We start from the raw sequence: 26,970 nt of genomic DNA on the forward strand, positions 1-26,970 counted from the left end.
CGCCGGTCGGCAGAGGGAAAACTCCCCGGGCTGATGTTCGGGGAACTCTTTGATTGTGAGCAAGCGACAGCATCCCGAGGGTCAATCTACAGATACAAACCATCAACTTTGACGGCGCGGTAAAGGTCTCTGATACTCAGCTCGCGTAATTGAGACAACTTGACCTCGATCGGTATGCCTGATGCCAGGCCAGCCTGAGCCGAGGTCCCTAATCGGTCGTACAGTACCTGACGCGTGTTCGCCGCCAAGGTTAAGGTAAACAATGAATATTGGCTGGGAGGAAATCGTCTTTGGCGCAGTCGTGATCTTTGTTCAGGGCTTGTCACTGTGGTTCATGTACTGGTTGTTCAAAAAGCTGCGAAAACCCAAGCCTGCCGCCCCCGCGTATTCACCGGGTACCGGGCTTGATGGTAAAGCGTTCCCGGTATTGGCGACGTTTACTGGATTGCGTGGTGTTCCATGGATGGCGGTGGCGACCAATAGTTTGAATCCAGTATTTCGTCTTGACGGGCAACAGTTGATTTACCGGGTCATACGGCATCGCCAACGGCTGCTAAGCGATGTTTCGCAAGTGGACACGCGCAGTGCATATGGCACCTTTAATCTGGTGTTTGAATTCTCCGATTCGCCGTTCACCTTCATCGCCAATCTCGGAAGCCCCCTACGTGTCGCCTATATCCTGGCGATGTTACCGCCGGATATCCCGCTCTCTGAACGAGCGCAAGCGGCTCGAATAGCCGACAAGTCATCACTCTGACCGCACAGCGAGCGTGGTAAATCCTTCAGCCGATGGATGACCTTTGGTGAAAGCGGGATGGTTCTGCGATCTAGATTTACGTGCTTCCAGCGCAACTCGAAACTCTTGCTTCGGCGCATGGCTGTCTCAATCGCCAGTTGGACGATGGGCCGTGTCCAGGCTTGGGCATCGGCGTTGGTTTCGAAGGTTTTGCGCTGGGCTGGGTAGCCCTTACGGCGGATTTGCGCTTCCCACTGATACTTGCCGCGGTCCTGATTTGTTGCCATTCCGACCATTCTCGCCACGTTCAAGTGTGGAAAGTTTGTGGAAAAAATGACTTTCAGGACTAGGACAGGTTTCTGTCAGGAGTGCTATTCCCTTGTAATACAAGGGAAAGAAGATGGTGCCCCGGCGTCGTTTGAACTGGGCTGTGAGACGCCCGTTTTATATGGGTTACGTCAAGTGTCTTTGGGTTAGGCATACACGTGGGCATACAGGGCGGCGACTGCTGGGGGCTAAAAAGATGCCAGCCGAATGAGTTCTAAGGATTCGTTCCCGGATGATCGTGCCAGTCACAAACGCCGCAGCTGAGATAGGAGTCGCCCTCCGGCGGGATATCGATATCGAAATGCTTGCGGACGTCCCGCGACTTACAGATGGGGCACAGGTCGGTCTGATCCTGCTCCTCCCGCTTAAGTATCTGCATCATATGACCTACAACAGTCTGACAAGTGTGGATGGCTATCGAAGAGGCCGTTCTGCTCGCACTCTTCGTATGGGTCAACCAATTTGATAGCTGCCAAGCCTCCTTGGAGAGGTTCTTCAAATGCTGTCGCAATTCCTTGTTGCTTCCGCCTCCACATAGGTGATTCATCAGCAGCTCAATCCATGCGATGAAGTTGGCATCTTGTGGGCGATCTACTTCTTGGGGTATTTCGCTCAACCTCCTGATGGCACCTATCAACGAGATGAGTGCCTCTCGCAAGAGCATGCCTACAGCCTGAAAATCCTCTGCTTCGACGGCCGCATCGTGACGAGCATCGGCCTGGTCCATGCGCCGAAATACCTCGTCAAACGGCGTTGGGTCAGAGCTGTCAATTCGATCCGGCCGACTCCTCAGCCTCATCATCAGCCCAATATGAAAGGATATGGTGTAGTCGAGTGTAGGGAAGTGCTTCTGGGAATAGAGATTCGTGAGGTTTGTGATAACCCACCAACGATCCTTATCGGTCGTCACGTCCCAGATTTCATAAACATCCCCCAGCACGATTTCCTTTTTGATTCGCTCTACGTGCTGAACGATCTCATCCGGAGCTTGCCCCTCGACATAATTAGCGATGTCTCGTTCAGCATGAAGGTCGCTTTCAACGCTGTAACGCGAAAGCTCATCAGCCGGTACGGGGTGGGAGTGAACGGTGCACTCCCCTTCAATAGGTAAATCTCGCTCTTCACTCATTATTGCTTTCCTTGCCGGTCGCCCCGTCGTTTCAATCTCAATAGCACCGCTATCACGCGAGCGCTAGTCGAAAAAGGTGAGGGTGCCAGCATGGGGTTCAGAACCTGCTGGGGACCCTGGAGATTTACTGACCACACGGGGCATGAAACCCGCGGGATCGAGTTAGTTGGAGGCATTGGAAGTTACTGAAATTTCAATCGTTGAAATTGAAAGTTTCTTGAAGAAAAAGGGTCATCGTTACAGTTTCGGTAAAGGTGGCTGTATCTGTTGCTGATAGTGAACACCTGCATAGCGTCAACCACGGTGATGGGTGTCAACCACGTCAACCTGTCAACCGACTTAAAAAATCCAGCCGCTAACACGGACGCGCGGGTTTCCTACCCCGTACCAACAGAACATCCCCAGGGTCCCAGGCGATATTGGAGTCCTGTTGCTGTGTCTCACCTGTTCGTTATTGGCAAACAGCACTCCAAAGCGTCCTATCGTTTGACGCTCCACCGTTCGAACTCTGCATTAATTGTTACTAAGCCAGACAAGCTTTCGCTGGCGGCGCTATCACTAATGGGGCGGGGGACTGAAAAGAGGTGTTACAGGTGTTACAGGTGTTGCAAGTAATAATAACTATCTGAATTTATTGGATTTTATTTTTGTTACACGCCGTTGGTCTTTCGCGTCCATTGGGTGTTACATGCCAAATAGGTGTTACAGCAGCGCATACAAAAATTGCTATTCCATAGGTCGTAATCGGCTAATACGGACGGTCTTTCACGCTAAAAAAGCTGTTCTTTTGAAGCCGTTTTAAAGTTAGTCGGTTTTCTTACCTATGCGCCCCGTCTGCCGCTTCGACCTTCAATTCGAGCTCATGGGCCTCAGCAATGCCAACACCGACTAAACGCCCGAGCGCGCGGTCGATACGGGCGCGCGAAGGATGTGCTGGTGCGAGCAACTCAGGCTCTTGGATGATCGCCGCCTCCAGCCATTTGACTACCTTCCGTCCTATGCCCATGTCGATCCACAGTTCGGGCGCTTGGGTGCGATCAAACCAAGCCTCGGTCGCTTCGAGCAAGAAGTCGAGGTGACGCGCGCGGGTCGCAACTAAGAGCAAATTCATCGTGCACAGAGCCACGAAGGCCGTCGGCCCGCCTGCTAGAAGCGGTCTCATCGCTGGAAGGAGCGGGTCGACGCGGTCGAACAACACGGGCGGCAGATAGCTCTGCGTCCCGTTGAACGGGTTGTAAGTGTTCAGCATTACCTTTGCGATGATCCCGCCGCTCTCCATATCGATCCGTGAACTGGATGGATCATCGGCATATTGCCACCTATGGAGCGCCATCACGCGTTGCGCCAAACGGGTACGCAAATCAGCAGGCCGTATGGCCGGACGCTGCGGATCGTTGCAATAAAGTGCGTCGGCCGAGTGGATGATAGTCTGCGCAACCTTGCCGAAAGGCTCGTCCGGCAGATTTGTCACGAGTTTCAGATCTGCTTCGAACGATGCATCGCTGGCGTTGAGCAGCCGCTCGGCGAACATCGCGTAGTAGTGCATATTCCATTCGTGCGGATCATTATCTATCTCGATATCTACTGGCAGACCTAGCCCGTTCATCCGAGCCGTCCAGTCCACGTAAGCCTCGACCACTTCCTGCCGCCAGTCGATTGATCCCTTGGGCGCGGCTTGGACTATCGCCAGCCATTGCGCTGCCGCCTTGCTGTTGACGTGGATGATCGGCGATGGCTCGGCGACCGCTGACTCGATCGTCTCTTCTTCCCCACAATCTGCAGAAATGAGGGGTCTAGGAACGTGGAGGCGCGAACCGCGGCGCCGAATCGGGTATTCCTCGGGCCAAGCCGGCCATGCAGGTTCGGCCTCGCCATCCAACCAGGCGATTTCGGCCGCGACTGCGGCATCGACCACAGCGGTCCTTTCTGCACCGAAGCGCGTATGCTCTGCCTTGTCGTCCTCGTCGTGGCTTTTCCAGCGCCAAATCATGCTTGCGAACGCAGCGCGCATGGACGCCTTGAAGAGCTTGGGCTGGGTTTTTAGGATCCGCTCAAGTCCGGCTGAGAATGCCGGCCCCGCACTGCGATCCCCGCGCGTCGCGAGCCGGATCAGCGCGTTCCGGTCCGCTTCATTGTCCTTCCGTGCCCAAAGATTGATCAGAGTCAGGATGGCAATCGCCGGCCGATTGAAGCACAACGTATCCTGTGATCCGGTGCCGCGATCGGAATGTTCCTCGAACGCGATTGCAATGACTTGACGGACCCACGTTTCCTCGGTAGCGAGCAGACTATCTTCACCGTCGCGAGTCACAAGCAAGGCCGTCGTGATCAGCCTGGTTGAGCGCGACTTGAGGTAGTCGGTGTCGCTGTCGTCGGGAAGGTCGCCGCCCGCATAGGCGACCGCATCGCGCGCAGTCTCGGCGGTAGCGTATTTACCTTCGCCATCGATCGCCAAACTGATGCGGGATTCGACCTCGATCGAACGCAAGCGTGCGACTCGCTGTTTCTCCATCGCTTCGAGATGCTTGGCCTCGTCCGCTGGTGATCGATACCCTAGTTTTTCGTCTCCGATGTCGATCCAGTTCGATCGTTGCAGCATGTTGTTGGCAAACCGTGCGATGAACCGCGCGTCAGTAAAGTTCGAGTAGGATTGAATGGGCTCGAGGCCCGCGACCGCCGCACCCAGATGCTCGCGCAGGCGGTTTGCTACTTGATCATCTCCCAGATAAAAGTGCACTACGTCGAACAACGTCGTGTGTCGCGACGGGCGGCCCTTCAAATCAGCGAGTCTGACCTTGTCCTCCGGCTCCTTCCCGATCGCGAGCTGATCGATCCCAGATCCTATATCACGGTCACGACGCAAGCGGTCGGCGGCCAGCAACTCTGGATCCGCAAGGAACGGCGCCAATGCATCGCGCGCAACGTCGAAATGTGACAGCAGTACATCTACCGCAACTAGGAGGTACGCTGCACAGCTGCCCTCGGGCCCTATGATATCGGCGAGCACATCATCGACAGCTGCACCATCATCAAGCCTTTGCTGGCTCCAGGCTTCTAGCGCCATGAGTCCGGAGGCTGCCGAATATTCGCGGCATTGATCCCGCGACCAGAGATAGCTGTCGGTTCGGGGAAAGAACCGTGGACCATCGCCGAAATTGACGGTGAAGCCAGGATTTTCCGACGCGTGTGCGTCGGTGCTGAACGCGATCGCCTCAGCTACCAGTGTGCGGATCAACTTCAATCCTTCGGTGGGCGCGGACTCCAGTAGATCGAGGAACGGGGGCTGCGCTGGCGAGGCGGGCAAGTAGCTGCTGTCGGCGAAGGTGAAGGCCTGCTCCATTATTCGATTACGGCGGTCGCGCCGTTTATTTGTCTGGAGGAGGCTCGCTAATACGAGTTCCGCTAGTTCGGCGGGCGCAACCGGCGCGATCACTTTCGAAAACTGTCGGATTGCATTGACTTTATAGTCGTTCCGCTCAAGGCCTACCTCCCTGAGATAGGCCTTGAGTTCATCAGGCGCAAATTTTCCGAGAAACATAGCGATCAGGCGAAGTTGCTCGATCATACTGCTTCGCCCGTCGCTCGCTGCCCGCCCAAGGTTCCTTTCCCCCGGGATCGTCACATCGGCGTCGCGGACATCGAGCTGTCGAAGCCAGCCAAAAAGCATTACAGCAATTTGGCGGGTGAGTATCTGAAGATGCTCGCGGAGAGAGAGCTGTATCTTTACCAGTTCTACCACGGCGCCGATCGCCGATATCGAGATCTCGGTCGAATGCGCCAGCACCCAGCGCAGCACCTGGAGGGTTGAGCCGGTGACATCGGTCCGATGGGAACGTGGCAGGTCTACCTTGGCCCCGTCTGGCATTGTCATCAGGTCGGCCGTCGCGACCGTCTCGACCGCGACGATCGTCGTACACAATTCGACGAGGAGAGCCGCACCGTCTGCGAGCAATCCGGTGCTGCACTTTTCGAGCAGTTCGTATCCGGCCTCCGAACGCGATAAGGCAAGGAACGCCTGACGTCGCCAGGATCCATGCGCCCCATGGGGCGAGAGTTGCCCGAGTAGTTGGATCAACCCGCTGCAATCTGCATCGGATTCGAGAGCGAGTCGGGCGGCGAACTCGATGCCGCGGGCAACGCGTGGTGAGACCGGCACACTCATGTTTAGAGCCGCCAGACGCTGGGGGTGCTCGGCGATATAGTTGCCTATCGCCCAGTCGCGCAACACGTCATGATAGAAGTCTAGGCGGTCGCGCTGTACTTCCCTCAGCGTCAAGGCCCCTATCAGATGCGAACGCGCCGCCGAATCTTCTGCGATTTCAAGCCCTTCTTCGCGCTCGAGGGCGCTGGCAGCGAGCGCTGCTATCAGCCGCTGCGCCGCGCGAACGCTGTTTGCAGGCGCGCCGTCCGCGTTCCGCCACCAGAAACCGGCCATCGCGGCCTCGGTCCGGATCCCTGTAGCGCTAGGTACCTTGAGCAGCCGGGACAGCCGGTAGAGATTTCGGGCAAGCCCGGCGGCGGGATGTTTCGGGTCCAGCAGCGATCGCAGATCCGGTGCTAGGTCGACGAGGGTCGCGACTTCATCCTCCGACAGCGGCCCGACGTGTATCGGGTACGCGCCACCCATTGCGGCAACGATCTGATCGTCCAGCCAGTGTTCTATATCGGTATTGCTGGCCGTTCGCTTGGTGGCGATCACCTTGAAGTCCGGGATCGTGCTCGCTGCCCTTATGAGCTCGGCGATTGTGCGCTGGCGCCCGACATCGTCGAACATGTCAATGCCGTCGATGAAGAGCATCGCCCCCCCGCTTGCGGCCAGTTCGGTCAGGAATTCCACCGCCGATCCCGGGATTCCGAGAGCGTTTGAAAACGGCAGCCAGCCACCTGGAGGCGTCGCATCCTGGTCGAGGACGATGATCGGAGCCTGGCGCGCAACACGCTCGGCGAGATGGCGAAGGACCCAGGATTTTCCGACGCCGGGATCCCCGTGAACCTCTACGAAACGATGCGTTTCGGATGCGTCGTCCAACGCAGCGACTACTTCCAGCCGCGGCAAGGAGACCCCCGCCACGCTCGTGCCGATATGGGCAAGCGTATTCTGCGCAAGCTCGGCGAGTTTGATGCGTGCCTGACCATATTCGCGGCCGCCAGCAAGCCGAAATCCCGCCTCGGCGAGATTGCCCACCAGGGTCGTTCGCTCTATTTCACCGCCGGTAGTTCCCGTCTTTATTGACAAGTCGACCAGCCGGCTCCATAGCGCTCCGGCGCGGCCAACGTCCTCGTCGGCCAGTGCTATCCGTGCGAGCGCATACCCATAGGTTCGGGTGATCGGTGAGGTCGCTTCGAAGTCAAATTCGAGGATGAGCATCCGTCGTAACAACCTCCAGATCGCATCGTCGTCATCGGCTACACCGCCCGCGACGAGGTGTTTTCGCGTCGTCGCGACGAAATCGCGCATATCCTTGCTCGCGATGCCCCTGGAGTCTAGCCGAGTGAAGAACGCCGCCGCGCTCTCAATTGCCCGCGCCCACTTGAGTACATCCTGATAAGCGCCGGAAATCTTGCGGCTGGTCCGCTGCGTCGCTATGCCGAGAAGGTGTCTCTCCGCCGGAACGGAATCCACGATGCTCCGTGCGATCTGGGAAGCGACGTCCTTATAGACGCTGTCCCCCGGCGAGAATGTGATATCCCGCTTCGACTGAATTTCGAGGATGGCGGTCCCGGCCGGCCCTGCTCCAAAAGCTATCAGGTCATCCAGCTTAAACCCGTGCTCGGTGCCTTGAAATCGGATACTGACGACACTAGCGTTTGGCATCCCCGGTGCTCGATTGCCCGTCAGCAGGGCGAGCAGATAGAGAGCGCCAAGTTCGCCTTCGATATAAGCGCCAGCCGGACCTCGCGAGGCCGGGCTTGAACCGGAATCCATTTCTGGTCTGAGCTCCATTTCCATCATCGATACGTCGGGCGAATAGTCGCCCTCCTTAACTAGCAAGCTTATCCTATGTTCAAACACCACCTGATGTCGTCAGCTTGTGAAATTATCAAGAACATCTGGAAAAAATGGCTGAACTGGGTGCGAAGGCGAATGTTGGTTTTCAGGACACTTCCCGATGACGCTCCATTCAGAGCTTCATTCATGAAGGCCTAAAATCGGCCCAAAAATGGACGTCGACTCTAAACTTTGCTTTGCAAAGGAGCGGATAGCAGCCAATTCTAATAGGTGCGAGCCTATTTGCTTAGTGATTTCGGCACTTTTTTTGCGTCAGGTGTTTACTACGTGCACTTGGTCGCCCAGTCGGGTATAAGCATTTATGTAGTACATTGCCACGTAGTTTGGCGCGGGGATGATTGCCACTTTACGATGAAATGGTTACTTTTAAAATATTGGTATAAGTAGGGAAATATATGCCGATCAATCTCGACGTTGTCATTGATACAGAAGATTACGAAGTTGATATGAAAGCTGGGCTCGAAACTTTGCAAGGAGTCTCTGAGGCAACTTTGAGCATAGCTGAGACGCTTGTGACTGGAAAAGTCTCCCTAAGGCATAGAGGGGTCAGCAGTGTAAGAACTATTTTGAAAAAAACTTTTAAGGGTTCTTACGGGCAGATTTTCACAGTTGAAATCTCTGATGAAAAACTACAGAGAGAGTATAAAAAGATAGGTAATCAAACATTTGTGGAGTTGATGTCTTACTTCATGAAAGAGGCTCTTTATGTCGAGTCTGTTGAATTGTCAGAAAAAGCTCAGAGGATTGTAGAGGGTTTAGGCGATTCTGCCGAAGACCTAATAAAAAAATTGCGCGTATCGTCAATGGAGGATATTCACAAAGTATCAACAAAGTTTAATCATGATGTAAAAATTAGATACAGGAAAAATTTGGACGAGAAGGTGGTTATAGCGAGCTTCAATAAGTCGACTGTTTTGGCACTGCAAGCTAGGGAGTCAGATAGCAATATAGATATTACCGCCAGCATCACGAGGCTTAATATCAATACCGGGAACGGTAGGCTTCTTTTAAAAGGAGCAGATGAAACAGTAGCTTTTGGTTTCGGAATTGAGTACAAAGAAGTTAGATTGGAGGCCAAGAAAAAATTCTCTGAAAACCTTGACCACAATAACGGAATAGATAGTTCTAATTGGAAAAACTTAAAAATTATCGCGAGACCTATAAAGCTTCGAGACGGAAAAATTGTAAAGTATATTATCAAGGGTTTTTATAATGATTAATAGGTATGTGGCGGCGGCGACATTGTTGCTTGTTAGTGTTTTCGCTTCTTACCTATTTCAATTCTATCTTAAGCTTGGGTATGGGGTATCTGACGATCCGGCTGTTTGGGGGCAGCTTGGTGACTATTTTGGTGGCCTCCTAAATCCCATGTTTAGCTTTATTTCTCTCGTGCTGCTTATCAAATCATTAACGTTGCAAAATCAAGCCAATCAAGACCTTAGGAGTGAAATAAGCGATACGCGAAAGTCCGAGAGATTGCGCTCATTTGAAGCGCAGCTTTTTAATATGATTGATTCTCAGCGAATTTCGTTAGATGCATTCAAGGTTGAGTTTGAAGAACGAGGTGTGCTTGTAAATAAATATGGTGCTGACGCAATAATCAAGATAGAAGATGATATTGCGTATCTAAGAAGCGAGTCGCCTGATATTGGCCGAGTCACTGCATATTTGGAGGATGTGGACTCTGCCGATCGAGTGTTCGGGGTTACTAGAGTTTTTTATAATATGGTAAGGATGATCACTGATAAGCTAAGTGACTCCAATGGTTTTTCCATGGAAGACAGACGCTCTCATTATCTCACTCTTATAAATTTCACAGATTTCGCATTATTACGTTTGGTGATGATGAGTGCGCAGTTTATGGAGTATTCGTCTACTGAATATTTAAAATCTAATGATGAATTCAATGCTGTGCTGAATGAAGTGGGTCTTAGCTATAATCTTTACTAATATTTGCCCCTCTGTCCAAAATACTGGAGTGGATCACGAAACTAATGTTGGTCGGTAGATTCGGCCCGGATTCTGCCTTTCGAGTTTTAGTGTAGCGGAAGCCTTTGCTGGCTTCCGCTTATCGTGTCATCGTTTTTTTAGATTATGCTCAATTAGCGTCAGTTCTGCGTTTATCGCAGTGATTGTGAGTTTCTGCGTCGATGTGTTTTTCCCAATGTTGGTATCCACGATAGTGAGCAAAGTGGTCAGGTGAGTTTTTCGCGCGTTAAGCGTTTCGGAAATGGACGAGATATTTCGCGCCGCCGTTTTCATGGCTTCATTCCTTGGAGTGATTTAAACAGCCCGCGATTCAGGCTGTCTCTGTGTAATCAGGGGTTACATCGAGAGTAGATCGCGCGTGCGATGCTGGCTGGCACGGTCTGCCAGTTCGCCCCACCCCCAACTGCCGAAGTTTTCACCCTGCTCTGGAATATCAAGCTTCATCAAGGACATCGGGTCGCGGCCAATTAGCCGAGCAGCGGCGTATAACTTTCCGCCTACATCCAGCAGCGTCTGGGCCGCTTCGTTCCACGTTTCTTCCAGGGCATCGTGAGCGAGCCGTAAAGCGGTGTCCTCAATTTTTTGATGTGCTTTATGAGCTTCTTCGATATATCGGTCCACGGTGGACAGCTCTTGCTCCAAGGCGTTGATGATCAGGAGCTGGCGGCGATGTTGTTCGGTGGCGGTCGTGAGGTTTTTCGCCGCTTTCTGGGCATCGGTATTAGCCGTTTTTTCGCCTTCGACATCGCCCCATGCAACTGCTTGTGCATAGGCTGTCGCCGCCTCGGTCTCTGCCTGGCGTGCGCTGGTAATGTGGTGCTGAGACTGCTGACGGACTTCCTCTAGGCGAGTGCTTAGGCTTTTCCGTTTAGCATTGAGCTCCAGCTCATCTGCCATCCAGTTCGCCATATCGGCAATGTAGCCTTCCATCAAGCTTTCTCTGTTGGCCAGCTTTTCCAGCCGGTCCAGCTTCTGATCCAGTCGGAAAATCTGATGATCGATCGAGTCGATCTTTAATTTTCTACTGCTGATTTCATGTCTGACGTCGCTCTCACGGCCGTGGTTAATGACGTCTTCGCTTACAAGCGCCTCCTCAAAAGGTGGCAGTTCCTTTTTGATGACTTCCATTTCAATGCTCAATTTGGCGCGTGTGTCTTTCAGTTGTTCAATTCGGTTCATTAGTTTTGTCCTGATAATTTAGTTGGGGTTCGGAGTGGCTGGCGAGGCCCGCTTGAGCCGGCTCTACCTCAGTCAGTAGGTCCGCCTTCAGGCGGCCTGAGCCTCGCTCTCATCCGTTCCCGGCACGGTCTTCACTACATAGCAACGCTGAGTGCCCAGACCGGGTAAGCGAACAGCGCAGGAGGCTTTTCCGTCCGGCCCGGGCTCAAGGACGCCACGGCTTATCAGCTCCTTGTTCACAGCATTGATGTTCATGCCCTTGAACACTTCTGAGCGCCATGCCTCAGGCAACACGTAGTAAGTGTTGGTGGTGTGCAGCGCGTCACCCAGGCCGTGCTCCAACGTTTTGCGAAAGCCCAGCCGGTCGATGGTGCGTGGACCGTGCTCATCGATCTTCGCGGCGGCCGACTCCCAGCGGGTGAAGCGGCTTTCACCGAAGCGCTCGATGATCTGGCGCAACCGCGCCAAGATCGCGTCCCCCTCAAGGTTCCCGGCGCCACCGCGCTCGTTCATCCAAGCACTCAGGCACACCCGAGCTGCGGTGGTGGCAGTGCCATCCTGCCATCCAGTAACGCCGAAGGCGGTGGCCAACTCTCCGGCCGCTGCTGCGAGACCAAAACGAAGTGCTGCACGCTGGGCCTGACCACTGGCCGAGATGGGCAAGTTTTGGGTGATGAACTGCTCCACTGTGCGGCGAACGATCACCGACCATCTGAGCATTTCTCCAGGCGCACACAGTGCGTGCAGGAAGGCGGTGAGGGGGGTGCCGTAGTATTTGGCTACACGGGCCTTGAGCGCATCAGAAAGGGCGGCCGCATCCTCAAAACCATTCAGCACATCGAACATGCCGAGGCCCTTGCTAGCATCCGCTGGCACCGCAAGCATGCGAACCTCCATGCCCGCTTTCAGCTCCTTATTGGCGTCTGCCATGTGCTGTGCCAACGTCTTCTCGCCCGTCGAGAGAAACAGCAAGCGCCACTCCTGCACCTGTCGGCCTGCTTGTCCTCGATCATTCGCCCGAGCCTTACCGGTGCCGTTGCCGAGCATGTACACCGTCTCGCCAATAATGCGTGGATCGCACATGCCGATTTCATCCAGGACCAGTAGGCCGTCTGAGTGTGCGGCGGCGATGGACTCCAAAGCGTTGTCTGTCGAGCGCCACGAACGCACCAGACGCGGCCCGCCATAGACCGAGGCAGCAACTTGCAGGTGGGTGGTCTTGCCCCCGGAACTGTCGCCATAAAGGTGGAAGCCGCCCGACTCATGCCCCAGCAGGTTCAGCAGAGGCCCTGCAAACGCCACAGAGACGACAAACGCTAAGCGGTGGTTACCGATGCATAGCGCGCCGATTTGCTGCTGCCACTGCTCCAGAGAACCCGCCTCGTTGATGGGTGGAAGCTGCGCCCCGGCTTCATAAAAATGCAGGTGTTCGGCGTGCGAGCCGATCTGTAGCTCGGGCAATAGAAACGCATTGTCGTGCCAGCCCAAGCGCGTCACCAAGCGTGCGCGCTGGGCGCTGTCGAAGCCGCCAAGGTAACTCTGCAGGTCATTGCGTGCGTTGCGCCCTGATCGGCTTCCGGCAAGGCGCAGGCCCATGTCTACCAGCGGGCCGAGTACGTCTTTGCCGAAGTCGCCGGTCATGGTTCGGGCTGGAATGTTCCAACGTTTTTTAGCGCCGTCCGGGTCGTCGAACTCAACCAACAAGCCCCAGTTGTGGCCCTTGTCGTCGCGAGTGCGAGCGATGATTTCTAGAGGCGAACACACGGGACGTGCCTCACCATCATCGGCGGAATAAAACACTCCTTCGGGAGTCAGGCGAAAGCCGCCCGGCAACAGGTCATTTTTCGATTTAGCAGGACGTTTGGCGGGCGCCTTGGCCTTCGGTTCTTGGGGCTCAGTGGGCTCAGTGACAGTGCCGAAAAACTCGCCGTTACGCACCAGCTCGGTCAGGTGGTCAGCGGTCCATCCTTTGGCTAACGCATCCGCTGCATCATCGCCATCCGCCCATTTGCCACCCTTGATCAGTGTCGGCTTGCCACCTTTGCTGCTGGGCTTGAGCTTGAACACGTCGAGCGAGATTCGTTGCACCGAAGCGGCGCCCAGCTCAATCACCTTGAGCCCGATGGCGTCCATGCAGGCCTTGCCGCTGGCATCGTTATCCGGCCACAGCACAACGCTTCGCCCTTTGAGTGGCGTCAGATCGGCCTTGTGCCAAGAGTTGGAGCCGTTCGGCCAGCAGGTGGCTACGTGGTCGGGCATGAGTTCGGCAGCGGCGTCAGCGGCCTTTTCGCCTTCACACAACACCACGGGCGCATCGGTGCGCTGTACCAGCTCATTCAGACGCAGCAGGGGCCGGGGCTCAGGCAGGCCTTGCCAGCGCCATTGGGTGGTTTGACCATGGGAACGCTTGCACCAGGTCAACGGCGCGAAGACCTTTCGCGGTTTGCCGTCTTCATCTGGACCTAGGTCGAAACGATACAACGCCATGATCGGCTGGCCCTGAGCATCCCGATAGATCCACACCTTGGACGGCACACCGTGTTGCCGGTGTTTGGCTGGGCACTTGTTCATGGCCTCGGCCGGGATCGGCTGAATCGCGATCCACTCCGGCGTTGCGCTCTTGGCCGGTGCGCTTTTGGTGGTCGCAGATCCTGCGGAAACGCTGAGCAGATCCGCCAGCTTTTTACAGGCCTCAACGTCGGTGCCGCCGTCGATGTAGCGCACGAGGTCGATTAGGTCACCGCCCTTATCGCCGGTGGCAAAATCCGCCCAGGTGCCTTTGCTCAAATTGACCTTGAGTGAGCCTGCACGTTTGTCCGTGCGCGTGGGGTTCGGTGCGGTGTATTCCTTTCCGCCGTCGACGCGTTTGCCATTCGGCAGCCAGTGAGTAAGGACGCGGTCGATACTCTTCAACGCGGCGCTTTTTACGTCGGCAAAGCTGGGACGTTTTGAGGTGTTGCCGGTACGCTGGGTCATGGCGTGGTACTCGCTGCACACAGTGCATCTTTCACGTCATCAATCAGCGCTTTAGCCATCTCGCCCAGGTAGAACGCCGGCCAACTGAAACGCTCGCCTTTGTCACTCATGGCGGCGTCGAAGGTTAGTTGATTGGCGTAGTGCTGAAACAGTGAAATTGCTTCAAGCGCATCTTCAAGCGGCACACCTGCGTTGACCCGGAATAGCTTCTGGTGAGTGTCGTTAGCACATGAGAATTCGGCACGCCCGAGAGTAGTGGCAGTGTTCACAGGGCACCGCCTTTCTGGCCCATTGGCACAGAGGAGGCATCACCGTACAAGGCGAGTGTTTTGATCAAGCCCAAGGTGCCGCGCACGTCCCAAATGACGGATGAAAGCACGCGGTTGGAGAGTACGGGTTTATCGCCGTCTAAATGATCTTCCAGCAGCATCAGAACTGAGTCGGCACGGTCGAGGGCGCAGGTGATGGCATCAATGGGAATACCGGCTTCAACGTCCTGGCTGACGCAGAGCAGATCCTCGGGAAGTGAGAAGCCTGGGAGCATGCTCATTGGGCACCCCCAGCGGCTTCCAGGGCGCGAGCCTTGGACATATGGGCGTTGTAACGGGAAAGGCGTGTAGCGAGGCTGGAGTTGGCGTGTAAAGCGGCGAGAGCCATTGCTCGATGAGCAGCAGCGCGAATTTTGGACGGATTGAAGGCGTGTTTCATCTGTGTAGCTCCTTGATTTGAGGAGCTGCCACGTTCGTTACCAAGCGAATGGGTGGCAGCTGTGCGCAGGTTGGTAAACCGGGAATCAAGGAACCCGGCAGGCACGAATGCCTCCCACGCACAGCCGCCATAACACGTAACTGCGGGCACAAAAAAAGCGCCTGCAATCGTAATGGGGGCGCTGTTGCGCCTTGATTTCGTCGGGTTACCAAGCCCGGTCGCTGAATTTGCAGCGACAGTCAGAGAGTAACGCCCGTTTTTTGAAAGTGCAACTGTGCAGATCACTTGCGGATTTTTTCGATGCGGCATAAATTGATCAGGCATGTAGATTTACCTCAACGCCTCCGGTTGCCGCCGGGGGCGTTTTCGTTTCAGGCATGGGTGTCCCAGCGCAGGGAGACAAAGGGCAACAGGTCGTCTTCGAGGCACGCGCGCGCATCCTCGTAGGCATCGATTTGTTGGCCTTCGTCGACGATGATTGCTTGAGGGGCTTGGCAGGGAACTGACAATGCGCACCAGATGCCATCTCTCCATCGCATCACCATCACGTCCCGGTTCAGGCGTTTTTGCTCTGTGCGGTAACGTTCAAAACGCTGCATACCGCGTGATGAGAATCCGACTGTTCTGAGTACAGAGAAGGGCTGCAAAATGGAATTGTTAGCGGCTCGATTTTTCATGCCTCCACCCTGTCTCGAGCTGCGATTCGTGCACGCGTCCAATCTAAAACTTCAGCCAGTACCCATGCGACGGGAGCGCTACGTGCGCTACTACCGCTTAGTTTTACTGGAATTGGGAAGCCGCTATCCGCTTGCTGCATAAGTTTGTAAATCGTTGGACGTGCTAACCCGACTATGCCCATTACTTCCGGCATACGGATCAGAATCGCTGAAGGATCTGCAGCAGGGTGACTGGTTCGCTTGGCGCTCAGATCGCTCGTTTCGTAAGAGCGGATTTCGGTGGGATTTGCGTACTTGCGGGTATGGTCTTTCATGGATAACCCCTGGTTATGGATACAGGGGTATCTATCTATACATTTATCTAGACGAAGAAAACCACTTTTCCCCTAGACCGATCAATGTGTAGTCAATATGGGGGCAACGCAGGGTGAACGCGGCGGTTTAGTAATTGCGCAGCTAGCACTGTTCGATCAGGTGGCAGGCGTCAGCGACCTGTCCACGGCAGAGATCATAGAGCGGTTGCGCTGAGAGAGATTTGAGCAGACCTCTGGTTAGCGCCGAATGCAGTACGGTTTGGCGATCAGTTCATTGCCAAGTGTCTCCTGCGCTGTGTAACCGAAAGTCCCACGCCCTGCGCTTGAAGGGCGGAGCCAGCGAAGGTCGCTTGGTAGGCTCGGGTGAAAAACGGCTGCCCGCAGCACCCGAGCGCTGACTTTTGCGTTACACGTTGGGGCTGCGTTACATCGGATGTACGCTATGTCGCTCAACTGTGTAACGGGTGTGAAAGCCAATGAATTCGGGTACTTGGCGAGTGGCGTTACACGAGTAACACCCGTTACACCGGTTTTGGAGGGGGGCTGGGTATGTGCTCTCATACTGCCTTTCCAAATTGGCCCTGCACCACATTTCCACTCACTAGGGCATCAAGATGATCGGCGTACCACTGCATCATCACTCTACGCTGAGGCAGGTACACCGCTTTGTTATAGACCCCGGCAATACCCTCTTTTGCATGAGAGAGCTGGGCCTCAATGTGATTCTCATCGAAACCCTGCTCATTGAGTATGGTGCTCGCGATGTGACGAAAGCCGTGGCCTGTTTGCCGACCGGCATATCCCAGTCTGCGGAGCGCCATTAGAAAGACGGTGTTGCTACGGGGGATTGTCCTGTCTTTCCTGCCTGGAAATAGGAGAGGGTACGCACCTGTCAGTGTTCGTAACTCAGTGAGCGCTTCGATAGCCTGTCGAGAGAGAGGTACCACATGTTCGCGACGACGTTTCATTCGCTCGGCTGGGATCGTCCATAGCTTTTTGGAGAGGTCGATTTCTGACCAGCGTGCTTCTCGGATCTCGCTCGGGCGCGATGCTAATAAAGAAAGCAAGCGAAGCCCTATACGAACGTCCTTTGCGTGAGGGTAGGAGTTGATCGCTCGAAGTAGCGCAGGCAGTTCTTCAATCGAAACGTGTGCATAGTTTTCAGCGCTACGTGATTGCAGGAATTTGCTGAGACCTTCAAGGGGGTTGTGGACGGCTCGTCCTGTTACGCGGGCCAGGTCATAGATCTCTTTGCAGAAGGCACGAACTCGGCCCATTTGTTCAATGATCCCCTTCTGTTCCATGCCGCGTAGAAACTCCATCCATTCCAGGGGCAGTATTTCTGTGTATACGCGTTTGCCGAACACGGGGAACACGTGAAGCTCCAGCGCGCCAAGCACTCGTCGAGACGTACCTGACTCCCAGCTTGTGCGTCTGGCCTCAAACCACTCGCGTCCTAACGCTTCAAAGGTGTTGTTGGCAGCAACCTGGTCTGCAACCTTGCGAGCTTGCTTGCTCACCAATGGATTTTTACCGGTCGATGCGTCTTCCCGCAGTTGAGCTGCTTTCTGTCTCGCCAAAGACCCACTGATTTCTGGGTAGCCGCCGAGACCCAGCCAGGACCATTTTCCGTCTGGCTTTTTGTAGCGCAGCTCCCATGATTTCTGCCCGTTAGGTTTCACCCGGAAGTACAGGCCATTCCCGTCCTGCTCCCGATACGTTGTCTGCTCAGGCTCCAGGCCTGCAAGCGTGGTGTCTGCTAAGGGGCGGCGTTTGATTTCAGTGCGCTTCACTTCCTGTATGCCTCCAGTTATAGGAATCTCAAAGCATACACGTGGGCATACACGGCGAGAAGTTATAGGGGTAGACAGAGACGGATAGCCAGAAACAAGAAAGCCCGCACAGGGCGGGCTTCTTGGGGTGTTTTGTAGACTGTCTGAGACAGCCTGAGACTGCTATATGGTGCACCCGGCGGGATTCGAACCCACGACCCCTGCCTTCGGAGGGCAGTACTCTATCCAGCTGAGCTACGGATGCTTGTGCGGGCGACATCATACCCATGTCGGCCCTAGGCGTCCATGCCGGTTTCGTCCTCGGCGATTACCGGCTGTTGCGGGTTCATCCGCTGTCTGCGTTCACAACTGTCCGGGCCGGACGTCCCTTTGTTTGCTTTGCTCTGTTGGCTTTAACGCCCCGTCTGCGCTGTGTGCGCAGTATTTTCCGTCAGATCAGGTGAACGCATGCATTCCAAAGGATCCGTGATGCTCGATCGCTCGTCGCGACAAACACTGCTGGCCCGTTCCGATTTGTTCCGAGGCTTGCCCGAGCCGCTGTTGCATCAAATCGCTGGCCATATGGTGGAACGTACTCTCAGTGACCGCGAGTTGTTGTATTTCAAGGATGATCCCCTCGAATTTGTCGCGCTGGTGGTGGAAGGCCGGATCTATTCGGTGATCCATGGTCCGGATGGGCGTGAACAGATTATCGGCAGTGTCGGTGCGGGTCAGGTGGTAGGGGAATTGGCGATGGCCGAGGTGCCGGGCCGAGAGGCTTCTACCTTTGCCAGCGGCGCCACGCGGGTGTTGCAACTGGGGTGTCGGCATTTCGCTCCGTTGTATGAGGAGCCGCTGTTTTTAAGGCGTTTGTTGATGTTGAGCATGGCGCGTCTGCTCAAGGTGATCGAGCTGTTGGAGTTGGTCTGCCTGCATCGTCTGGAGTCGCGCCTGGCGCGTTTTCTGTTGGCCAACATGGATGAAATCGACCTGACCATGGTCATGCCCTGTGTGTCATTGCCAGCCAATCAGGGGCTGCTGGCCGCGATGCTCAACACCAGTCGCCCCAAGCTCAATGTGCAGTTGCAGCTGTGGCGCCGCAGCGGGTTGATCAGTGGAAAACTCGAGCAGATGGTCATCAACGATCTCGATCATATGCGCCGCAAGGCCTATGTGATGAATTAATCGTCGTCCTGTTACCCAGGTAACAGCGTCTCCTGTCGTGCCGCCACAGACTGGGCTCTCACCAAACAGTCACAGGGAGTGCAGGCGATGGGAGCGACCATTCACTACAAGGATCAAGTGACCCCGGATGACCGGCTATTCGAGGCCAGTTGGCGGGCAGTACAGGATGAGCTCAGGCGTAGGGCCATCCGCCGAGCACGGGGTAACCAGGATCTGGGACAGGAGTGGCTGTCGGCCACGGCCATCAAGGCTCTGGTGTTCTTCCGGCGCTCGCCGGAGCGTATCCGCGACCCTCAGGGGTTTCTGTTTCTGGTACTGGACCATGTGTTTCTCGACAGTCTGCGGCGCAGCAAGCGAGAGGGCCGGCTGTTCGACTATTCGATCGACCTTGAACACGATCACCAGGCGTTACTGGCCGCGCCCTGTGCCTCGGTCACGGAGCACGTGGAGTGTGTCGAGCGCCTGGAGCAGGTGAGGGCGCAGGTAGCGCATCTGCCACCGCTGCAACGGCGGTTGTTTGAAATGCGCTTTGTCGATGACCTGCCGTACCTGCAAATCGCCGAGCAATTGCATATCACCATGCCACTGGTGCGCAAGCGTGTGCAACTGCTGCGCGCGGTCTTGCGTTGATGCTTTTTCACAGCCGACGAGATGAGGCGTTCTAGTTCAATGAGCACGTTTCGCCTCACACAATAACCACCGGCACCTTCGCCGGGCCGATTCCATCAAGGAGAGATGTATGACAGAGGTCAACAGCCAGATTACCGATGCTGTCACCCAAACCAACGTCAAGGTGGTTGCGGAGGCGCCGGCACAGGCCATTGCGTCGTTGTATCAGGTGGCGAGCAGTGCGGCGGGCCTGTCGTTGCAGAACGCGGTCAACAGTCAGCAGGCCATGAACCAGATATCCAACGCAGTGATCTCCAAGGCCGTCGCGTTGATCATGCAGATTGGCGAGAAGGGTTGAGCCCTGGGGGGACTGATTATGTCGTGGTTCAGCAGAAAGAAACCCGCCACTCCACAAGCTCCGCCCGCTGCTGATGCACCTGCGCCAGCCTCGGCGGCGAAGGCCACGCGCTCAATCATGGAGCGCATGAACGAGCACCTGCTCAACCAGGCGAGCACGCCGTCCGCGGACAGCACGGCAGCACTCAACAGCCAGATTGTTCAGGCTGTGCAGTTCACCAATGCGCAGAACTTCGCCTATGCGCCGGCCCAAATCGCGGTGCCGGCCGACATGATGATCAGCCAGGCCGCTGGGCTGGTGGCGCAGTCAGCCGCGGGGTATTTCGATGGGGTCAGCAAAATTGCCCTGGCGGCCCAGGCCGTGCTGCTCCAGCAAATGACCGAAAACATCGTCAAGGACAACCTCCCGGCCGCCGCCGAGGATGCGTTGGGCGCGCTGGCCACCGATTTGCTGGTGGGCGCTGCCGCGGCCGTGGCAGCCGCTGCCGGCGCGATGGAAGCCGAGGCCGCCAGCGTGGCCATCGACAAGATCGACCAGAGCATCGCCAAGTACGCCGACACCTTGGCAAATCGGGCTGCGCCAGCGGCCTGAATCGAGCACGGCGTTTCAGACCCCTTCTGGAACGGTGCAACAGCAATGTGCAAGTAACTTTTCTTAAGTGAGGAGCGACATCATGCAGCCTGGAGATATCATTTTTTCGGTGAAGCAAGAAGACGATAGCGCTACCCGAGCGTTTATTCGCGCGGGCCAATTGGTCAAGGCCAAAGTGTTTTCGCAGGACACGACGTATCTGAACGTGGTGCATCCGGCGATTGCGGTGAGCGACACGATGGTAATTGAAAGTGTCGGCAGTGGCCTGGCCCTGACTGACCTGACACTCGAAAAACCACCACGTGCCGCGATGGTCTTTTCCTGTGTGAGCAGTGATCTGGGCGAGGCTGCGACGGTGGCAGCCAAGCAGTTCTATTTCGATAAGCTCAGCAGCGATATCAATGGCCGCTACAGCGTGTGGAACGCAATGATTTCGGTGTTCAGGCGCTGGGATTCCGATACCAGTTTGTTGGAGCGAATCAACGAGTCGGTGGCGATTGGCGACGGCTCCTTTTGCTCACAGTTCGCCGCCAATTGTTATGAGGTGGGCAACCTCTATAACGAGGCCAACCTGGTGCCGCCACCTCCTGCCATTTTCAATCGTCAACCGAGTGCGATTACGCCTGCGGAGTTGGCGACCTACTGTGATTCCTCGCCGTACTTCTACTTTGCGGGGTTCTGGCAGGACAACGTTGAGGTGCGGCTTTAGCGGCGCTGTCGCCGGCGAGGTATCGCCCCAGGAGGTCAAGATGGTTCCCCCACTGCAAGCGCCGATCCTGTCCAGCGTTGATCGCCAACGGCTTGAGGCGATGATTCGCAACCCGCAGATTTTTGCTGGTACGCCACAGGCCATCGTCGACGAGACCCTCAAGCGTGCCACCCAGGTGCTTGAGCAATCCAAGGCCAACGAGCAGGCGCTAAGAACCGCCGCCGAGCAGCGCGAATCCGCGGTCCGCCAATTATTGAGCGGCACGGCCGCGGACACCGATGCGCAGATGGAACTCAAGCGCAAGGAAGTGCAGGCACTGATCCAAGGCTTGATCGCGCAGATTGAAGCGGCTCTGGACCCCGCGACGAAATCTTGAATCACCCACGCTTCACAGCCTCTGTTTCGCAACGTTCTTTCATGAACACGGAATGCTCCGTGTCCTAAATAAGGAAATTGATCATGCCATTAGTCAACGAGCAAATTACCGACGCGGTCACCCAGACCAACGTCAAAGTGGTGGCCGAATCGCCAGCCATGGCGATGAGCACCATCTATCAATCCATGGCCCAGGCCACGGCGATTCTGTTCCAGAACGCTGTTTCGGCCCAACAACAGCAAAACACCCTGGCCCAGGCGGCTACCAACCAGGGCGTGATGCAGATCTACAGCGTCGACACCACCGCTGGCGCCGCCGCCACCGAGAAAGTCGCCCAGGGCGGTGTGTCGGATAACCTCACCAGCCTGTTGAGCGTGCTCAAGTCGTTCCAGCCTTGATGGGCTGAGCACTAACGGATGTTGTTCTTTCTATAATCAGGAGTTTCAACCATGAGTACAGTCAGCCCGCAAATCACCGATGCCGTCACACAGACCAACGTCAAGGTCGTTGCCGAATCGCCGGCCATGGCCATGAGCACCATCTACCAGTCCATGGGCCAGGCCACCGCGATTCTGTTCCAGAACTCGGTCTCTGCCCAACAGCAGCAAAACACCTTGGCCCAGGCCGCGACTAACCAGGGCGTGATGCAGATCTACAGTGTCGATACCACCGCTGGTGCTGCTGCGACTGAAAAAGTCGCCCAGGGCGGCGTGGCCGACAACCTGACCAGTCTGTTGACCGTTCTCAAGTCGTTCCAGCCATAAGCAGCAAGACCCGACACCCCCGTCGCCTGTCAGGCGACGGGGGTGTTGTCGTTTGTACGTTTGATCTGAAAGATTGGACAAATGCGCCGTTTACGTTCTTTTTTTCGAACATCCTATTGCCCTGTACCCCCATTGATCCTAGGATTCGTTTGAGATTTCAAACGCTCTGTCTTCCGTGCGCTATCCATTTGTTGGCGCCCAGTGACTGATTTCCCTGACGGCAGCCCAAAAGGCGCCTTTCAACAACTCTAATTCGCCCCGCGCGCGCGCGGTGCTGTTAAGGAAAGCCGACATGCAGCTTAAAGACACCCAGTTGTTCCGCCAGCAAGCCTTTATCGATGGCGCTTGGGTAGATGCCGACAACGGCCAAACCATCAAGGTCAACAACCCGGCGACTGGCGAAATCCTGGGCACTGTGCCGAAGATGGGCGCCGCCGAAACCCGCCGAGCCATCGAGGCGGCCGACAAGGCCCTGCCAGCCTGGCGTGCGCTGACCGCCAAGGAGCGCGCCAACAAGTTGCGCCGCTGGTTTGAACTGCTGATCGAAAACCAGGACGATCTCGGTCGCCTGATGACTCTGGAGCAAGGTAAGCCGCTGGCTGAAGCCAAGGGCGAAATCGTCTACGCCGCCTCCTTTATCGAGTGGTTCGCCGAAGAAGCCAAGCGCATCTACGGTGACGTGATTCCCGGCCATCAGCCCGACAAGCGCCTGATCGTGATCAAGCAGCCGATCGGCGTGACCGCTGCAATTACGCCGTGGAACTTCCCGGCAGCGATGATCACCCGTAAAGCCGGCCCGGCCCTGGCCGCCGGTTGCACCATGGTGATCAAGCCGGCTTCGCAAACTCCATTCTCGGCCCTGGCCCTGGTTGAACTGGCGCACCGTGCCGGCATCCCGAAAGGTGTGTTGAGCGTGGTCACCGGCAGCGCCGGCGACATTGGTGGCGAGCTGACCAGCAACCCGACCGTACGCAAACTGTCGTTCACCGGCTCGACCGAAATCGGTCGCCAGTTGATGGCTGAGTGCGCCAAGGACATCAAGAAGGTTTCCCTGGAACTGGGTGGTAACGCACCGTTCATCGTGTTCGACGACGCGGACCTGGATAAGGCTGTCGAAGGCGCGATCACCTCCAAGTACCGCAACAACGGTCAGACCTGTGTCTGTGCCAACCGCCTGTATATCCAGGATTCGGTGTACGACGCGTTCGCCGAGAAACTCAAAGTGGCGGTGGCCAAGCTCAAGATCGGCAACGGCCTGGAGGAAGGCACCACCACCGGCCCCCTGATCGACGAAAAAGCCGTGGCCAAGGTCCAGGAGCACATCGCCGATGCCTTGAGCAAAGGCGCTACCCTGTTGGCGGGCGGCAAGGTGATGGAAGGCAACTTCTTCGAGCCGACTATCCTGGTTAACGTGCCGAAAGATGCGGCGGTGGCCAAGGAAGAAACTTTCGGTCCGTTGGCGCCATTGTTCCGTTTCAAAGACGAGGCCGAAGTGATCGCCATGTCCAACGACACCGAGTTCGGCCTGGCCTCATACTTCTATGCCCGCGACCTGGGGCGCGTGTTCCGTGTGGCTGAAGCCCTGGAATACGGCATGGTCGGCGTCAACACCGGGTTGATTTCCAACGAAGTGGCGCCGTTCGGCGGCATCAAGGCCTCGGGCCTGGGCCGTGAAGGCTCCAAGTACGGGATTGAGGATTACCTGGAAATCAAATATCTCTGCCTGGGCATCTAAGCCCGGCTAGGCATTGCTGCAAACGCAGAGGGCACGAGAGCGCTGACCCTTTGCGTGTTTCACACCGTAATTCGCAGTGGCCGGGAAAGCTGTGGCAGTCGATCATCGCATGCTGCCGTAGTTACCTCCCCGCTACATAATCCTTGGACCACGCCGCCCGATGAGCGGCGAATGAGGACTTTATGAGCAACAAGACCAACGCTTCCCTGATGAAACGCCGCGAAGCCGCTGTACCGCGTGGTGTTGGCCAGATCCACCCGATCTTTGCCGAGTCGGCAAAAAATGCCACCGTGACCGACGTTGAAGGTCGCGAGTTCATCGATTTTGCCGGCGGGATCGCCGTGCTGAACACCGGGCACCTGCACCCGAAAATCATCGCGGCCGTGACCGAGCAGTTGAACAAGCTGACCCACACTTGCTTCCAGGTCCTGGCCTACGAGCCTTATGTGGAATTGTGCGAGAAAGTGAACACCAAGGTGCCGGGGGATTTCGCCAAGAAAACCCTGCTGGTCACCACCGGTTCCGAAGCCGTTGAAAACGCAGTGAAAATCGCTCGCGCCGCGACTGGCCGTGCCGGCGTAATTGCCTTCACCGGTGCTTACCATGGTCGCACCATGATGACCTTGGGCCTGACCGGTAAAGTCGTGCCGTATTCGGCCGGTATGGGCCTGATGCCAGGCGGCGTGTTCCGCGCGCTGTACCCCAACGAGCTGCACGGTGTGAGCATCGACGACTCCATCGCCAGCATCGAGCGCATCTTCAAGAACGATGCCGAGCCGCGTGATATCGCTGCCATCATCATCGAGCCGGTCCAGGGTGAGGGCGGTTTCTACGTCGCGCCAAAAGCCTTCATGAAGCGCCTGCGCGAACTGTGCGACAAGCACGGCATCCTGCTGATCGCCGATGAAGTACAAACCGGTGCCGGCCGTACCGGTACTTTCTTCGCCATGGAACAGATGGGCGTCGCCGCCGACCTGACCACCTTCGCCAAGTCCATTGCAGGCGGCTTCCCGCTGGCGGGTGTGTGCGGCAAGGCCGAATACATGGACGCCATTGCTCCAGGCGGCCTGGGCGGCACCTACGCCGGTAGCCCGATCGCTTGCGCTGCTGCTCTGGCGGTAATGGAGGTGTTCGAAGAGGAGCACTTGCTGGACCGTTGCAAGGCCGTTGGTGAGCGTTTGGTCACGGGGCTCAAGGCAATCCAGGCCAAGTACCCGGTTATCGGTGAAGTACGTGCCCTGGGCGCGATGATCGCGGTCGAATTGTTCGAAGACGGCGACAGCCACAAGCCAAACGCGGCTGCCGTGGCCTCGGTGGTCGCCAAGGCGCGTGACAAGGGCCTGATCCTGCTGTCCTGCGGCACCTACGGCAACGTCTTGCGTGTGCTGGTCCCGCTGACCTCGCCGGATGAGCAGTTGGACAAAGGCCTGGCGATCATCGAAGAGTGCTTCGCCGAGCTGTAATCGCTTCATCACCATATAGAGGAGCGAGCTGGCTCGCTCCTCAAATCAAAAGTACCCCAGCCTGCATCGTGGTTCCGGGGTGTGCCCCAAACAGACGCCAGCTTGCCCAAGATGGCGAAATCAAATGTGGGGGCTGTCGAGCTTTAGCGAGGCTGCGATCGCGGTGGCTCAGGCAACATCAATGTTTGCAGTACCGTCGCCATCGCAGCCTTGCAGGGCAAGACAACTCCCACACTGCTTTTGCTTCGCTTGTAGGATTTGCGTTCTTTTCAGACTGCCACTACCCGGTTCTTGCCTTGGCGCTTGGCTTCATACATTGCCGCGTCGGCCCTGGCGAACAGGCCATCCAAGGTCGGGTCCGCGGTGGTGAGGCTGGCCAGGCCAAGGCTTACGGTCACTGTATAGGCCTGGTCTTCATGGCCGAAGCGCAGTTGCTGGATCTCGCGGCCCAGGCGCTGTGTGACCTGTAAGGCCATTTCCGGTGCGCAGCCGGGCAGTACAGCGGCAAACTCTTCGCCGCCAATACGCCCGAACAGGTCACCGCGACGCAAAACCCCTCGACCGACCTCGGCGATGCGCAGCAGTACCTGATCGCCCTCCAGATGGCCATAGGTATCGTTGATGGCCTTGAAGTCATCGATGTCCAGAATCAGGAAGGCCAGGGGCACGCTTTGTGTACAGGCGCGCTCAAATTCGCGGTGTGCGCATTCGAAGAAGTGTCGGCGATTGCTGCTGCGGGTCAGTACATCGGTGGTGGCCAGGCGCTGCAGCTCAAGTTCCAGCTGCTTTTTTTCGGTGATGTCCTGCGCGATGCCGACGACAATTACCTTCTGTTGGGGAGTGGTGTGCTGATTGATGAAGCATTTATCACTGAGCCAACGGGTCTGCCCGTCGGCGGTGATGATGCGATATTGACGATCTTCTACCGCGCCCAGTTCCAGCACTTGGGCCAGGCTGTGTTCGGCATATTCCTGGTCTTCGGGGTGAATGCTGTCGTGCCATTGGTGGTGATCAACCAGCAATTGGCCCGCGGCGCGACCGAAAATCCGTTCGTAGGCCGGGCTCACATAAAGTACGCGACGGGTCTCCCACTCGATGGCCCACAACACAGCGTTGACGCTGACCAGCAACGAGCTGAGCAGTTGTTCACGCTCGCTCAGGCGCTCTACTTCACCCTGGGCGTGCATCAACGCGAGCAAGGTTGCGGCGGCAGCAGGTCTTGAGGTGTCCGTTTCAAAAGGCGCGCAGGGCGGTGTCGGGGAGTCCGTTTCGTGGACCATCAGAACAACTCTCTGTGAGCATGTCGCAGGGTAGGGCGACAGCCAAAACCAGGTCCGCCAGGATGGCGAGTGTTGTTTGAGAA

At 56.4% G+C, this 26,970-nt stretch carries 24 protein-coding genes and 1 tRNA gene; 13 read left to right on the forward strand and 12 right to left on the reverse strand.

Translation table 11 applies throughout. The annotated features are described in order from the left end of the window. The first annotated feature begins 262 nt into the window (after positions 1-262). Entirely contained in the window at positions 263-757 is a 495-nt protein-coding gene (locus OQ460_RS00870) for a hypothetical protein (RefSeq protein WP_410020066.1), read from the forward strand. Positions 758-1,277: 520 nt separating this feature from the next. On the opposite strand, the gene OQ460_RS00875 is transcribed toward OQ460_RS00870, so the two are convergent. After that, entirely contained in the window at positions 1,278-2,192 is a 915-nt protein-coding gene (locus tag OQ460_RS00875; protein ID WP_057006120.1) for a hypothetical protein, read from the reverse strand. An 817-nt stretch (positions 2,193-3,009) separates the two neighbouring features. Beyond that, positions 3,010-8,184, reverse strand: coding sequence for a hypothetical protein (locus OQ460_RS00880; RefSeq protein WP_410020067.1), 5,175 nt, complete (start codon positions 8,182-8,184; stop codon positions 3,010-3,012). A gap of 413 nt (positions 8,185-8,597) precedes the next feature. Between OQ460_RS00880 and OQ460_RS00885 the strand changes: the two genes are divergently transcribed. Together OQ460_RS00885 and OQ460_RS00890 are read left to right on the forward strand one after the other, a co-directional pair. Next, positions 8,598-9,422: a hypothetical protein gene (locus tag OQ460_RS00885; RefSeq protein WP_410020068.1), complete on the forward strand. Its 825-nt coding sequence runs from the start codon at positions 8,598-8,600 to the stop codon at positions 9,420-9,422. After that, positions 9,415-10,152, forward strand: coding sequence for a hypothetical protein (locus OQ460_RS00890; RefSeq protein ID WP_410020069.1), 738 nt, complete (start codon positions 9,415-9,417; stop codon positions 10,150-10,152). The genes OQ460_RS00885 and OQ460_RS00890 overlap by 8 nt, the downstream gene beginning before the upstream one ends. Positions 10,153-10,527: 375 nt before the next feature. Here the strand turns inward: OQ460_RS00890 and OQ460_RS00895 are convergent, their stop codons facing one another. From OQ460_RS00895 to OQ460_RS00935, 9 genes are all read right to left on the reverse strand, one after another. After that, on the reverse strand, positions 10,528-11,370 hold the full coding sequence (locus OQ460_RS00895; protein WP_410020070.1) for a chromosome segregation protein SMC: 843 nt from the start codon (positions 11,368-11,370) through the stop codon (positions 10,528-10,530). Between the two features lie 87 nt (positions 11,371-11,457). Next, positions 11,458-14,346, reverse strand: coding sequence for a DUF927 domain-containing protein (locus tag OQ460_RS00900; RefSeq protein ID WP_410020071.1), 2,889 nt, complete (start codon positions 14,344-14,346; stop codon positions 11,458-11,460). Continuing rightward, positions 14,343-14,615 carry a DUF3077 domain-containing protein gene (locus tag OQ460_RS00905; protein WP_410020072.1) on the reverse strand — a complete coding sequence of 91 codons (273 nt, stop codon included), beginning with the start codon at positions 14,613-14,615 and terminating at the stop codon, positions 14,343-14,345. Before OQ460_RS00905 ends, OQ460_RS00900 begins: the two co-directional genes overlap by 4 nt. Continuing rightward, positions 14,612-14,896: a hypothetical protein gene (locus tag OQ460_RS00910; protein WP_122554707.1), complete on the reverse strand. Its 285-nt coding sequence runs from the start codon at positions 14,894-14,896 to the stop codon at positions 14,612-14,614. The genes OQ460_RS00905 and OQ460_RS00910 overlap by 4 nt, the downstream gene beginning before the upstream one ends. Then, positions 14,893-15,378 (reverse strand): hypothetical protein, encoded by a 486-nt coding sequence (locus tag OQ460_RS00915; protein WP_410022105.1) that lies wholly within the window; start codon positions 15,376-15,378, stop codon positions 14,893-14,895. Before OQ460_RS00915 ends, OQ460_RS00910 begins: the two co-directional genes overlap by 4 nt. 47 nt (positions 15,379-15,425) lie before the next feature. After that, positions 15,426-15,731 carry a hypothetical protein gene (locus tag OQ460_RS00920; RefSeq protein WP_410020073.1) on the reverse strand — a complete coding sequence of 102 codons (306 nt, stop codon included), beginning with the start codon at positions 15,729-15,731 and terminating at the stop codon, positions 15,426-15,428. Continuing rightward, the gene (locus OQ460_RS00925; protein WP_410020074.1) at positions 15,728-16,045 is read right to left on the reverse strand and encodes a helix-turn-helix transcriptional regulator; all 318 of its coding nucleotides are present in this window, start codon (positions 16,043-16,045) and stop codon (positions 15,728-15,730) included. The genes OQ460_RS00920 and OQ460_RS00925 overlap by 4 nt, the downstream gene beginning before the upstream one ends. A gap of 557 nt (positions 16,046-16,602) precedes the next feature. After that, positions 16,603-17,838: a tyrosine-type recombinase/integrase gene (locus OQ460_RS00930; RefSeq protein ID WP_122734843.1), complete on the reverse strand. Its 1,236-nt coding sequence runs from the start codon at positions 17,836-17,838 to the stop codon at positions 16,603-16,605. 167 nt (positions 17,839-18,005) lie between these two features. Continuing rightward, positions 18,006-18,082, reverse strand: a tRNA-Arg gene (locus tag OQ460_RS00935). Positions 18,083-18,285: 203 nt separating this feature from the next. On the opposite strand from OQ460_RS00935, the gene OQ460_RS00940 reads away from it, so the two are divergent. The 10 genes from OQ460_RS00940 (at position 18,286) to gabT (ending at position 25,607) form a co-directional block, all read left to right on the forward strand. Further along, entirely contained in the window at positions 18,286-19,002 is a 717-nt protein-coding gene (locus tag OQ460_RS00940) for a Crp/Fnr family transcriptional regulator (protein WP_410020075.1), read from the forward strand. Positions 19,003-19,089: 87 nt separating this feature from the next. After that, positions 19,090-19,632 carry an RNA polymerase sigma factor gene (locus OQ460_RS00945; protein ID WP_410020076.1) on the forward strand — a complete coding sequence of 181 codons (543 nt, stop codon included), beginning with the start codon at positions 19,090-19,092 and terminating at the stop codon, positions 19,630-19,632. 109 nt (positions 19,633-19,741) lie between these two features. Further along, the gene (locus tag OQ460_RS00950; RefSeq protein ID WP_003187543.1) at positions 19,742-19,969 is read left to right on the forward strand and encodes a RebB family R body protein; all 228 of its coding nucleotides are present in this window, start codon (positions 19,742-19,744) and stop codon (positions 19,967-19,969) included. Between the two features lie 18 nt (positions 19,970-19,987). Further along, the gene (locus OQ460_RS00955; RefSeq protein WP_410020077.1) at positions 19,988-20,560 is read left to right on the forward strand and encodes a hypothetical protein; all 573 of its coding nucleotides are present in this window, start codon (positions 19,988-19,990) and stop codon (positions 20,558-20,560) included. 82 nt (positions 20,561-20,642) lie between these two features. Further along, on the forward strand, positions 20,643-21,269 hold the full coding sequence (locus tag OQ460_RS00960; protein ID WP_410020078.1) for a hypothetical protein: 627 nt from the start codon (positions 20,643-20,645) through the stop codon (positions 21,267-21,269). A gap of 40 nt (positions 21,270-21,309) precedes the next feature. Continuing rightward, a complete protein-coding gene (locus tag OQ460_RS00965; RefSeq protein ID WP_410020079.1) occupies positions 21,310-21,645 on the forward strand; it encodes a hypothetical protein in 336 nt (111 codons plus the stop codon). 83 nt (positions 21,646-21,728) lie between these two features. Then, entirely contained in the window at positions 21,729-22,043 is a 315-nt protein-coding gene (locus OQ460_RS00970) for a RebB family R body protein (RefSeq protein ID WP_410020080.1), read from the forward strand. 51 nt (positions 22,044-22,094) lie between these two features. Next, a complete protein-coding gene (locus OQ460_RS00975) occupies positions 22,095-22,409 on the forward strand; it encodes a RebB family R body protein (RefSeq protein WP_410020081.1) in 315 nt (104 codons plus the stop codon). A gap of 292 nt (positions 22,410-22,701) precedes the next feature. Beyond that, positions 22,702-24,144, forward strand: coding sequence for an NADP-dependent succinate-semialdehyde dehydrogenase (gabD, locus tag OQ460_RS00980; protein ID WP_410020082.1), 1,443 nt, complete (start codon positions 22,702-22,704; stop codon positions 24,142-24,144). A 182-nt stretch (positions 24,145-24,326) separates the two neighbouring features. Further along, positions 24,327-25,607: a 4-aminobutyrate--2-oxoglutarate transaminase gene (gene gabT, locus OQ460_RS00985; protein WP_410020083.1), complete on the forward strand. Its 1,281-nt coding sequence runs from the start codon at positions 24,327-24,329 to the stop codon at positions 25,605-25,607. Between the two features lie 269 nt (positions 25,608-25,876). On the opposite strand, the gene OQ460_RS00990 is transcribed toward gabT, so the two are convergent. Next, entirely contained in the window at positions 25,877-26,887 is a 1,011-nt protein-coding gene (locus OQ460_RS00990) for a GGDEF domain-containing protein (protein ID WP_410020084.1), read from the reverse strand. Positions 26,888-26,970 lie beyond the last annotated feature (83 nt).

The organism is Pseudomonas imrae (assembly GCF_046352735.2).
GTDB classification, from domain to species: domain Bacteria; phylum Pseudomonadota; class Gammaproteobacteria; order Pseudomonadales; family Pseudomonadaceae; genus Aquipseudomonas; species Aquipseudomonas imrae.

Excerpts from the sequence above, each read along its gene's own strand:
- OQ460_RS00870 (WP_410020066.1), top strand. The coding sequence starts at position 263 with ATGAATATTGGCTGGGAGGAAATCGTCTTTGGCGCAGTCGTGATCTTT.
- OQ460_RS00875 (WP_057006120.1), bottom strand. The coding sequence starts at position 2,192 with ATGAGTGAAGAGCGAGATTTACCTATTGAAGGGGAGTGCACCGTTCAC.
- OQ460_RS00885 (WP_410020068.1), top strand. The coding sequence starts at position 8,598 with ATGCCGATCAATCTCGACGTTGTCATTGATACAGAAGATTACGAAGTT.
- OQ460_RS00890 (WP_410020069.1), top strand. The coding sequence starts at position 9,415 with ATGATTAATAGGTATGTGGCGGCGGCGACATTGTTGCTTGTTAGTGTT.
- OQ460_RS00895 (WP_410020070.1), bottom strand. The coding sequence starts at position 11,370 with ATGAACCGAATTGAACAACTGAAAGACACACGCGCCAAATTGAGCATT.
- OQ460_RS00900 (WP_410020071.1), bottom strand. The coding sequence starts at position 14,346 with ATGACCCAGCGTACCGGCAACACCTCAAAACGTCCCAGCTTTGCCGAC.
- OQ460_RS00910 (WP_122554707.1), bottom strand. The coding sequence starts at position 14,896 with ATGAGCATGCTCCCAGGCTTCTCACTTCCCGAGGATCTGCTCTGCGTC.
- OQ460_RS00915 (WP_410022105.1), bottom strand. The coding sequence starts at position 15,378 with ATGCCTGATCAATTTATGCCGCATCGAAAAAATCCGCAAGTGATCTGC.
- OQ460_RS00920 (WP_410020073.1), bottom strand. The coding sequence starts at position 15,731 with ATGAAAAATCGAGCCGCTAACAATTCCATTTTGCAGCCCTTCTCTGTA.
- OQ460_RS00925 (WP_410020074.1), bottom strand. The coding sequence starts at position 16,045 with ATGAAAGACCATACCCGCAAGTACGCAAATCCCACCGAAATCCGCTCT.
- OQ460_RS00940 (WP_410020075.1), top strand. The coding sequence starts at position 18,286 with ATGCATTCCAAAGGATCCGTGATGCTCGATCGCTCGTCGCGACAAACA.
- OQ460_RS00945 (WP_410020076.1), top strand. The coding sequence starts at position 19,090 with ATGGGAGCGACCATTCACTACAAGGATCAAGTGACCCCGGATGACCGG.
- OQ460_RS00950 (WP_003187543.1), top strand. The coding sequence starts at position 19,742 with ATGACAGAGGTCAACAGCCAGATTACCGATGCTGTCACCCAAACCAAC.
- OQ460_RS00955 (WP_410020077.1), top strand. The coding sequence starts at position 19,988 with ATGTCGTGGTTCAGCAGAAAGAAACCCGCCACTCCACAAGCTCCGCCC.
- OQ460_RS00960 (WP_410020078.1), top strand. The coding sequence starts at position 20,643 with ATGCAGCCTGGAGATATCATTTTTTCGGTGAAGCAAGAAGACGATAGC.
- OQ460_RS00965 (WP_410020079.1), top strand. The coding sequence starts at position 21,310 with ATGGTTCCCCCACTGCAAGCGCCGATCCTGTCCAGCGTTGATCGCCAA.
- OQ460_RS00970 (WP_410020080.1), top strand. The coding sequence starts at position 21,729 with ATGCCATTAGTCAACGAGCAAATTACCGACGCGGTCACCCAGACCAAC.
- OQ460_RS00975 (WP_410020081.1), top strand. The coding sequence starts at position 22,095 with ATGAGTACAGTCAGCCCGCAAATCACCGATGCCGTCACACAGACCAAC.
- gabD (WP_410020082.1), top strand. The coding sequence starts at position 22,702 with ATGCAGCTTAAAGACACCCAGTTGTTCCGCCAGCAAGCCTTTATCGAT.
- gabT (WP_410020083.1), top strand. The coding sequence starts at position 24,327 with ATGAGCAACAAGACCAACGCTTCCCTGATGAAACGCCGCGAAGCCGCT.
- OQ460_RS00990 (WP_410020084.1), bottom strand. The coding sequence starts at position 26,887 with ATGGTCCACGAAACGGACTCCCCGACACCGCCCTGCGCGCCTTTTGAA.